Here is an 8,164-nt window from a genome sequence, read left to right as displayed (position 1 = left end):
AATAGCACAAGGCCCGAAGGTCCCCTGCTTTGCTCCAAAGAGATTATGCGGTATTAGCCATCGTTTCCAATGGTTATCCCCCTCTACTGGGCAACTTCCTAGGCATTACTCACCCGTCCGCCGCTCGTCAGCGAATTAGCAAGCTAATTCCTGTTACCGCTCGACTTGCATGTGTTAGGCCTGCCGCCAGCGTTCAATCTGAGCCATGATCAAACTCTTCAATTTAAGATTTTGTCGGCTCAATGAATACTGACTTCAAAACTAATAGTTACCGCTCTTTCGAAAAAGAACAGAAACATGTAATTCTAAAGCTATTACCATTCCAACAGAATGGTAATGAATTGACTGTGCCAAATAACGCCTCTCTCTCTAAAGAAAGTCATTATTCGTATTGGTCACTCAGTTCATTGATACCTAAAGTGCTTCTAAGAAGCTGCTTGACCGCTCTTTATAAAAAGAACAGAAAAGCCTTTGGATTATCATCAACGAGTGCCCACACAGATTGATAGGTTTAAATTGTTAAAGAGCTTTGCTTTTAAAGCGCTTCTTTCAGAAGCTCTCTCAAGCGGACGGCCATTTTAGCGAGTTAAGTTTGAGTGTCAACCACTTTTTCAAAACTTTATTAAGCACTTGGCTTAGCTAGATGACCTTGCTAACTCGTTCTTCATTCTCAACTAAAAAGCGTTGAAGCCTTCCCGTGTCAGCGAGGGTGCATTATAGAGATTGGCCGGAACTTGGCAAGTGTTTTTTATGGTTTTCTGTTCTTTTTAGGCTTTCCGTTCGATATTTACTCAACCTGCTCATTTTTCGACTTAATACCTTTCATATCACGCAGTTTTTCGGCAAACAGAGTTACTTTTTCCCAATTGGTGTATTCGACTTCTTTACTAGTATCCGTCTCCCCACCAGTCATAGACATGATGAATTTAATCATCATTCGATCAATCCAGTTGTATCTAGGGTAATACAGCGCTCCTGCAAACACTCCAATCAACAGTGGCTGCCATGGAGATTTGCTTAAAAACGTTTTTATGTAAGCACTCCCTTCTGGTGTGTCCTTTCCCTCGTCTTCTTTACGTGCGGTTAAATTAACGCACATAAATGCTACGTGATGCTGATTAAGCTGCTCAACGTTTTCGTCTATAAACTGATATAGCTTTTTATTGAGGTGACCGTAGCGGATAGATGCACCAATCAACACTCGATCGTAACTAGACAGGTCCACTTTTCCCAAGAGGTGTAAATCTTGAATGTCACATTCACAGTCATTTAGGGTTTCATCTATATATTGAAGGATTTTTTTAGTTTGTCCTTCACGGCTGGAATAGAGGCAGAGTACTTTCATAACATCCTTCTTTCTTTAGCTACGCCAAAATGTCGGTGTAAATAGAATAAGCAGAGTAAATATTTCTAGGCGGCCGAATACCATCGCGGTAATCAGTACCCATTTGGCACTATCGTTCACATTACCAAAGTGTAATGCGACGTCGCCTAATCCTGGTCCCAAGTTATTTAATGTCGCCGCCACCGCTGAGAATGCGCTCAGCTCACCCATCCCTGTGGCAATCAGTGCTAGCATGCAAACAACAAAAACCAGAGTGTAAGCAGAGAAAAATCCCCAAACGGCATCCACAACTTTTTGGCTAAGCGCGGTGCCACCAACTTTAATTGTGTATACCGCTTTGGGGTGAACAAGACGTTTCATCTCCCTCGCTCCTTGTCGAGTCAACAACAAGATGCGAATCACTTTCATTCCACCTCCCGTTGATCCCGCACAGCCTCCTATAAAGGAGGAAAACAACAATAATACTGGCAAAAACAGTGGCCATTGGGAAAAGCTAGTGGTGGTAAAACCCGCCGTGGTCGAAATAGATACTGTTTGAAATAAGGCTTCATCAAAGGTTTTTAATGTCGAGCCATAGGTCTGATTAGCCAAGAGCACCACAAAACAAATCAGAAACAGCACCGCTTGAATCAGGAAAAAAGCACGAAACTCAGGATCGCGCCAATAATAGCGAGGGTTAACACCGCCTGATGCAAGAGCTGCAAAGTGCAATGAATAGTTGCAAGCCGAAATAAGCAGAAACACCACCGCGATCATATTAATCGTCTGGCTATGAAAATAGCCAATACTGGCATCATGGGTAGAAAACCCGCCAATCGCTATCGTGGAAAAACTATGGCAGACGGCATCAAAAGGCGTCATTCCCGCCAACCAATACGCTACGGCGCAAGCGATGGTTAAGCTCAAATAAATGTACCAAAGTGCTTTTGCTGTTTCGGCAATACGAGGGGTCATCTTACGGTCTTTAACTGGCCCGGGAATTTCCGCACGATATAATTGCATTCCCCCGATACCAAGCACGGGCAAAATGGCCACCGCGAGCACAATGATTCCCATACCACCGAACCATTGCAGAATCTGTCGATAAAACAAAATAGCCTTAGGTAAATGGTCCAAACCCACCAGCACTGTCGCGCCCGTGGTTGTTAACGCTGAAAACGATTCAAAAAAAGCATCAGTAATAGAAACGCTGGGATTATCTGAAAGTAAAAACGGCAAGGCACCAGCACTGCCTAGCACCACCCAAAACAATACGACAATTAAAAAGCCATCGCGCGATTTCAGCTCTTCTTTTTCATGCCGATGAGGAAACCAACAAATAGCCCCACAAGCTAACAACAAACAAAAAGTGGTAATAAATGGTACACCCGCACCATCTCGATAGATGAGCGCTACCAAAGCCGGCGCGAGCATAGAAAGACTAAATAGCGCCAACAACAGTCCAACGATGCGAATAATGGATCGAAATTGCATTGCAGTATCGGTCGAAGACTTGCTTCTGACGTCCTAGTTCTGATTGATACGGGTAACCAGTACTTTGGCACCACTCTTGTTTATCACGGCTTGGGTAAATTCGCCTACATTGCGTCTGTCTATTTCGACAATCAGTAGGACGCGATCGGAATAATCGGATTCAATGGCCTCCGCTGCATAGAAAGTGATGATCGACTGCACAACGGGTAGTAATCCATAGTCTAACTCTAGGCGATAGAGACTGGTTATTTTTTTTTCAATAGTTTGAAGCTGCTTGAGCGCTTGCTGAACACCGCCGCCATACGCTTTAACAAGCCCACCTGTACCGAGTCTTATGCCACCATAGTAACGTGTTACGACCGCTGTAAGCTCCCCCACGCCTGAGCCTGATAATTGCGCGAGTATTGGTTTACCTGCTGTGCCTGCTGGCTCACCATCATCACTAAATCCCCATTTCATCGAGTCTTCGGGCCGGCCGGCAACAAAGCCCCAGCAATTGTGTCTCGCTGACGCGTGTTCACGCTTAACCTCTTCGATACTTACCTTCGCGGCTTCTATACTTGAAGTAGGGATCAGATGGGTAATAAATACACTCTTTTTGATCTCTTCTTCCAGGATAAGCGGAGTTGAAGGGATTAAGTAGGGTTGATCTTTCATTACAAACTGTCGCGTTAATTAGGGTATAGCAGTGTACCACGTGATACAGCGGATACATTGCTGTGTTTACCACCTCACAATGTTAAACAGATGTTTAATAAATGTATTGATATTTAATGTTGAGGAGAGCAGACTAAGCCAACTGGTCAAACCAGACAAACTAATGACGCACTGTTACGTACATGAAAGATTGTATATCACGGAGATAAATGATGATTTATCAAGCCAATACTTTATGGGCAAAGGAATTAGAACACGGGATCGTAGAGCTACGCTTCTGCGCACCACAAGCGGTCAATAAGCTCGACCTAGCGACACTAGAATCACTAGATCAAGCCCTTGATAAGATTATTTCTCTCGATACTGCTCGCGGCCTTGTCCTGACTTCCGAGCACGATAGCTTTATCGTCGGCGCAGACATTACCGAATTTTTGGGCTTATTCGACAAACCAGAGCATGAGCTTGATCAATGGCTCATCTTCGCCAATAGCATTTTCAATAAACTAGAAGACCTACCTTTTCCAACGCTATCTGCCGTGAAAGGGCATACGTTAGGTGGTGGTTGTGAATGTGTGCTAGCGACTGACTTTAGAATTGGTGACTCCTCCACGAGTATCGGGTTGCCGGAAACTAAACTCGGTATTATGCCTGGATTTGGTGGCACCGTTCGCTTACCTCGCCTGATTGGCGCAGATAATGCAATGGAAATTATCACACAAGGTAAAGCATGCCGCGCAGAAGAAGCGCTGAAAGTTGGCCTACTTGATGCGATCGTCGACGCAGACAAATTGCAACAATCAGCAATCGACACGGTATTGTCAGCCGCTCGCGAACAACTCAATTGGCAACAGCGCCGCCAACAAAAGAAAAGCCCGTTATCTCTGAGCAAGCTCGAAGCCATGATGAGCTTTACTATGGCAAAAGGCTTAGTCACTCAGAAAGCTGGCCCTCACTACCCAGCGCCAATTACTTCAGTAAAAACCATTGAGGAAGCATCACGCTGTGAACGTAGTGATGCGCTCGATATTGAACGTCAATACTTCATCAAGCTTGCGAAATCGGAAGAAGCTAAATCACTCGTCGGTTTATTCCTAAACGATCAATACATCAAATCTCTAGCTAAAAAAGCTGGGAAGTCTGCCAATAAAGCAACCGAAAGAGCCGCAGTGCTTGGAGCGGGCATTATGGGTGGCGGTATCGCCTATCAATCGGCGCTGAAAGGCGTACCCGTATTGATGAAAGATATTGCACAAGACTCACTCGAACTAGGTATGACGGAAGCATCCAAGCTACTCAACAAACGCTTATCACGAGGTCGTATTGATGGCTTTAAGATGGCGGGCATCTTGTCTTCAATTACACCTAGCCTACATTATGCTGGCGTTGAACAAACAGACATTATCGTTGAAGCTGTTGTAGAGAACCCTAAAATCAAAGCGGCTGTTCTGAGTGAAGTTGAAGGTCTTGTGGGCGATAACACCGTCGTGACCTCCAATACTTCTACCATCCCGATTAACCTATTGGCCAAGTCACTAAAACGCCCAGAGAACTTCTGTGGTATGCACTTCTTTAATCCAGTGCACCGTATGTCATTGGTTGAAATTATCCGCGGCGAAAACACATCCGACGAAACCATCAACCGTGTCGTGGCCTATGCTGCCAAGATGGGTAAATCTCCGATCGTCGTCAATGACTGTCCCGGATTCTTCGTTAACCGTGTATTGTTCCCATACTTTGCAGGCTTTAGCCTATTACTGCGCGATGGCGGAGACTTTACCAAAGTCGATAAAGTGATGGAGCGCAAATTTGGTTGGCCAATGGGACCTGCTTACCTGTTGGATGTGGTGGGTATCGACACCGCTCATCATGCTCAAGCCGTAATGGCTGAAGGATTCCCAGAGCGAATGGCCAAGCAAGATCGTGATGCGATAGACGCTCTGTATGACGCGAAAAAATATGGTCAGAAAAATGGTAGCGGATTCTATAGCTACAGCGTAGATAAAAAAGGCAAACCGAAGAAGACCTTCAGCGATGAGATTCTACCGCTGCTTACTCCGGTGTGTGCGCAGCCAAATACCTTTGATGATGAAACCATCATGCAACGTATGATGATTCCAATGATCAATGAAGTGGCCCGCTGCCTTGAAGAAAATATTATTGCCTCTCCGCAAGAAGCAGACATGGCATTGGTGTATGGCTTGGGCTTCCCTCCATTTAGAGGCGGCGTGTTCCGCTACCTAGACAGTATCGGGCTGAAAAACTACGTAGACATGGCACAAAGCTACCAAGAACTAGGTGCTATGTATCAGGTTCCTCAGCTGCTTCTTGATATGGCGAGCAAAGACGAATGTTTTTACTCTAAGCAACAAGCAGGCTCACTGTAACCACCAATTGGAAAAGGAATATCAAAATGAAGAACGTTGTTATTGTTGATTGCCTTCGCACCCCGATGGGACGATCCAAGGGTGGCGCCTTCCGTCATACTCGAGCAGAAGATTTATCTGCCCATCTGATGAAAGGCATTCTGGCACGCAACCCAAAAGTAAACCCAAGCGATATTGAAGATATTTACTGGGGTTGTGTACAACAAACCTTAGAACAAGGCTTTAATATTGCTCGCAATGCGGCACTGCTAGCGGGACTACCGATTGAAATTGGCGCGGTAACAGTCAATCGATTATGTGGATCTTCAATGCAAGCTCTGCATGACGCCAGTCGCTCAATCATGGTGGGTGATGCCGATATCTGTTTAATTGGCGGTGTCGAGCACATGGGGCACGTACCTATGACTCACGGTGTGGATTTCCACCCTGGTATGTCTAAGACGGTTGCCAAAGCTGCTGGCATGATGGGATTGACGGCAGAAATGCTCGGTAAGATGCATGGTATCAGTCGTGAACAGCAAGACGCTTTTGCTGCGCGATCTCACCAACGAGCACAAGCGGCTACCGTAGAAGGACGTTTTAAAAACGAAATTTTACCAACCGAGGCGCATGCTGAAGATGGTTCCCTCTTTACTCTGGATCACGACGAAGTGATTCGTCCTGAAACCACAACCGATAGCTTGTCTCAGCTACGTCCTGTCTTTGACCCCGCTAACGGCACCGTGACCGCTGGCACCTCGTCCGCCCTATCAGATGGCGCGTCTGCGATGCTGATAATGAGTGAAGACAAAGCCAACGAGCTAGGACTTACTATCAGAGCGCGTGTTAAGTCAATGGCGGTCGCAGGCTGCGATCCTTCTATTATGGGATATGGACCGGTTCCTGCAACGAAAAAAGCGTTGAAACGTGCCGGTCTGTCCATTGAAGATATGGGTGTGGTTGAACTAAACGAAGCCTTTGCCGCTCAATCACTTCCTTGCGCGAAAGACCTTGGACTACTGGATATGGTCGATGAGAAGGTCAACTTAAACGGTGGCGCCATTGCACTGGGTCACCCACTAGGCTGCTCAGGGTCTCGAATCTCGACCACACTGATCAACCTCATGGAAGACAAAGACGCTAAATATGGTCTTGCCACTATGTGTATTGGTCTGGGTCAAGGCATTGCGACTATCTTCGAGAGACCATAGTCCTTTGCCTGAGTAACTAGCCCTAGTCACTTTGGCTTTAGAGCCGAGCAAAGAGCCAGCGTCCTCGCTGGCTCTTTTTTACGCCTCCAACCAATCACCATGTAGCGCTTCTTTATCACCAAGATAATCCACCAGCCATTGGATCAATTTATTTGATGGATCCTTTCTCCATACCAAGCAGCAGTGACTGATCGGAATCTCTTCCGGCAAGCTGCGCTCAATCAAAGCGCCCGAGGCCAAATGCTTGGTCGCCATGTGCACCGGCATATAGCCTACCCCTAAGCCATTTTTTAAACATTCTATCGCCGTATGCCAATTGGGCAGTAATAAGCGTCGCTGCTTAGGGTAATAGTTATTGTGTCGCTTGGGTAATTCACGCGAGGTATCGTCTAAGCAAATGGCAGGATAATGGCTAACTGACTCTTCATTGAGTTCCTTCGCTTTCGCACAAGGGTGCGTTGGCGCCATCACAAATACCCACTCCAAGCCGCCCATGTCTTTCACTTCATATTCGCCAGCAACAGGGACAGCCGCCGTCGCACCAATCACAACATCCGCTCGACCTTGAGAGATCGCTTCCCAAGAGCCATTAAATACTTCCATGTTGATTTGCAGCTCAGCAAAATCAAACTGCCGATAGAAAGCCGCAATGAGCGTCTCTAACTTTTCCAACCGCACGATATTATCAAGTGTAATACGCAGCGTTTGCTTCCATCCATGTGCGGCGCGCTGAGTCTGTACTTGTACCTCTTCCATCTGACGAAGCATTGTTCTTGCGTGCTGCAAAAACACCTCACCCGCTTCCGTTAATTCAACCTTACGAGGAAGGCGTTTGAACAACACGACGTCCAGTTCCTGCTCAACTTGCCGGACCGAGTAACTGATGGCCGAGGGCACGCGATGTAACACTTCCGCCGCCGCGGTAAAGCTACCAAGGCGTGCTATCGTATCTATGGTCTCTAAAGAAGATTTAGCAAACATATTTGCCTTCAAAAAATTTGATTGGTAACCACAAAGTTTAGCGTTTTATTTTGTTAAGCAGGGAAAATACAATCTGATTAACACAAATTACTCTAATCAATGATAGTGGCGTCAATAATCGCCACGGTCGTCTT

The 8,164-nt window shown here is 46.1% G+C and carries 6 protein-coding genes and 1 rRNA gene; 2 read left to right on the top strand and 5 right to left on the bottom strand.

Annotated features, from left to right (window positions below):
- The 4 genes from L4C34_RS16695 to L4C34_RS16680 all read right to left on the bottom strand — a co-directional run.
- Positions 1–225: ribosomal RNA gene (locus L4C34_RS16695) — 16S ribosomal RNA — on the bottom strand; the annotation flags it as partial.
- A 562-nt stretch (positions 226–787) separates the two neighbouring features.
- The gene (gene hemG, locus L4C34_RS16690) at positions 788–1,345 is read right to left on the bottom strand and encodes a menaquinone-dependent protoporphyrinogen IX dehydrogenase (RefSeq protein ID WP_428790478.1); all 558 of its coding nucleotides are present in this window, start codon (positions 1,343–1,345) and stop codon (positions 788–790) included.
- 15 nt (positions 1,346–1,360) lie between these two features.
- Positions 1,361–2,818 carry a TrkH family potassium uptake protein gene (locus L4C34_RS16685; RefSeq protein WP_428790477.1) on the bottom strand — a complete coding sequence of 486 codons (1,458 nt, stop codon included), beginning with the start codon at positions 2,816–2,818 and terminating at the stop codon, positions 1,361–1,363.
- A gap of 33 nt (positions 2,819–2,851) precedes the next feature.
- Positions 2,852–3,475: a YigZ family protein gene (locus L4C34_RS16680; protein ID WP_428790476.1), complete on the bottom strand. Its 624-nt coding sequence runs from the start codon at positions 3,473–3,475 to the stop codon at positions 2,852–2,854.
- Positions 3,476–3,687: 212 nt separating this feature from the next.
- Between L4C34_RS16680 and fadB the strand changes: the two genes are divergently transcribed.
- Complete coding sequence (fadB, locus tag L4C34_RS16675) at positions 3,688–5,859, top strand: fatty acid oxidation complex subunit alpha FadB (protein ID WP_428790480.1); 2,172 nt, start codon at positions 3,688–3,690, stop codon at positions 5,857–5,859.
- Positions 5,860–5,885: 26 nt separating this feature from the next.
- Entirely contained in the window at positions 5,886–7,049 is a 1,164-nt protein-coding gene (gene fadA / locus L4C34_RS16670; protein WP_428790475.1) for an acetyl-CoA C-acyltransferase FadA, read from the top strand.
- Between the two features lie 78 nt (positions 7,050–7,127).
- Here the strand turns inward: fadA and punR are convergent, their stop codons facing one another.
- Positions 7,128–8,030: a DNA-binding transcriptional activator PunR gene (punR, locus tag L4C34_RS16665; RefSeq protein WP_428790474.1), complete on the bottom strand. Its 903-nt coding sequence runs from the start codon at positions 8,028–8,030 to the stop codon at positions 7,128–7,130.
- Positions 8,031–8,164: the final 134 nt, after the last annotated feature.

Source organism: Vibrio profundum, assembly GCF_050337555.1.
GTDB classification, from domain to species: Bacteria; Pseudomonadota; Gammaproteobacteria; order Enterobacterales; family Vibrionaceae; genus Vibrio; species Vibrio profundum.
This window is presented reverse-complemented; position numbering and strand designations above follow the sequence as displayed.

Excerpts from the sequence above, each read along its gene's own strand:
- L4C34_RS16685 (WP_428790477.1), bottom strand. The coding sequence starts at position 2,818 with ATGCAATTTCGATCCATTATTCGCATCGTTGGACTGTTGTTGGCGCTA.
- L4C34_RS16680 (WP_428790476.1), bottom strand. The coding sequence starts at position 3,475 with ATGAAAGATCAACCCTACTTAATCCCTTCAACTCCGCTTATCCTGGAA.
- hemG (WP_428790478.1), bottom strand. The coding sequence starts at position 1,345 with ATGAAAGTACTCTGCCTCTATTCCAGCCGTGAAGGACAAACTAAAAAA.
- fadA (WP_428790475.1), top strand. The coding sequence starts at position 5,886 with ATGAAGAACGTTGTTATTGTTGATTGCCTTCGCACCCCGATGGGACGA.
- punR (WP_428790474.1), bottom strand. The coding sequence starts at position 8,030 with ATGTTTGCTAAATCTTCTTTAGAGACCATAGATACGATAGCACGCCTT.
- fadB (WP_428790480.1), top strand. The coding sequence starts at position 3,688 with ATGATTTATCAAGCCAATACTTTATGGGCAAAGGAATTAGAACACGGG.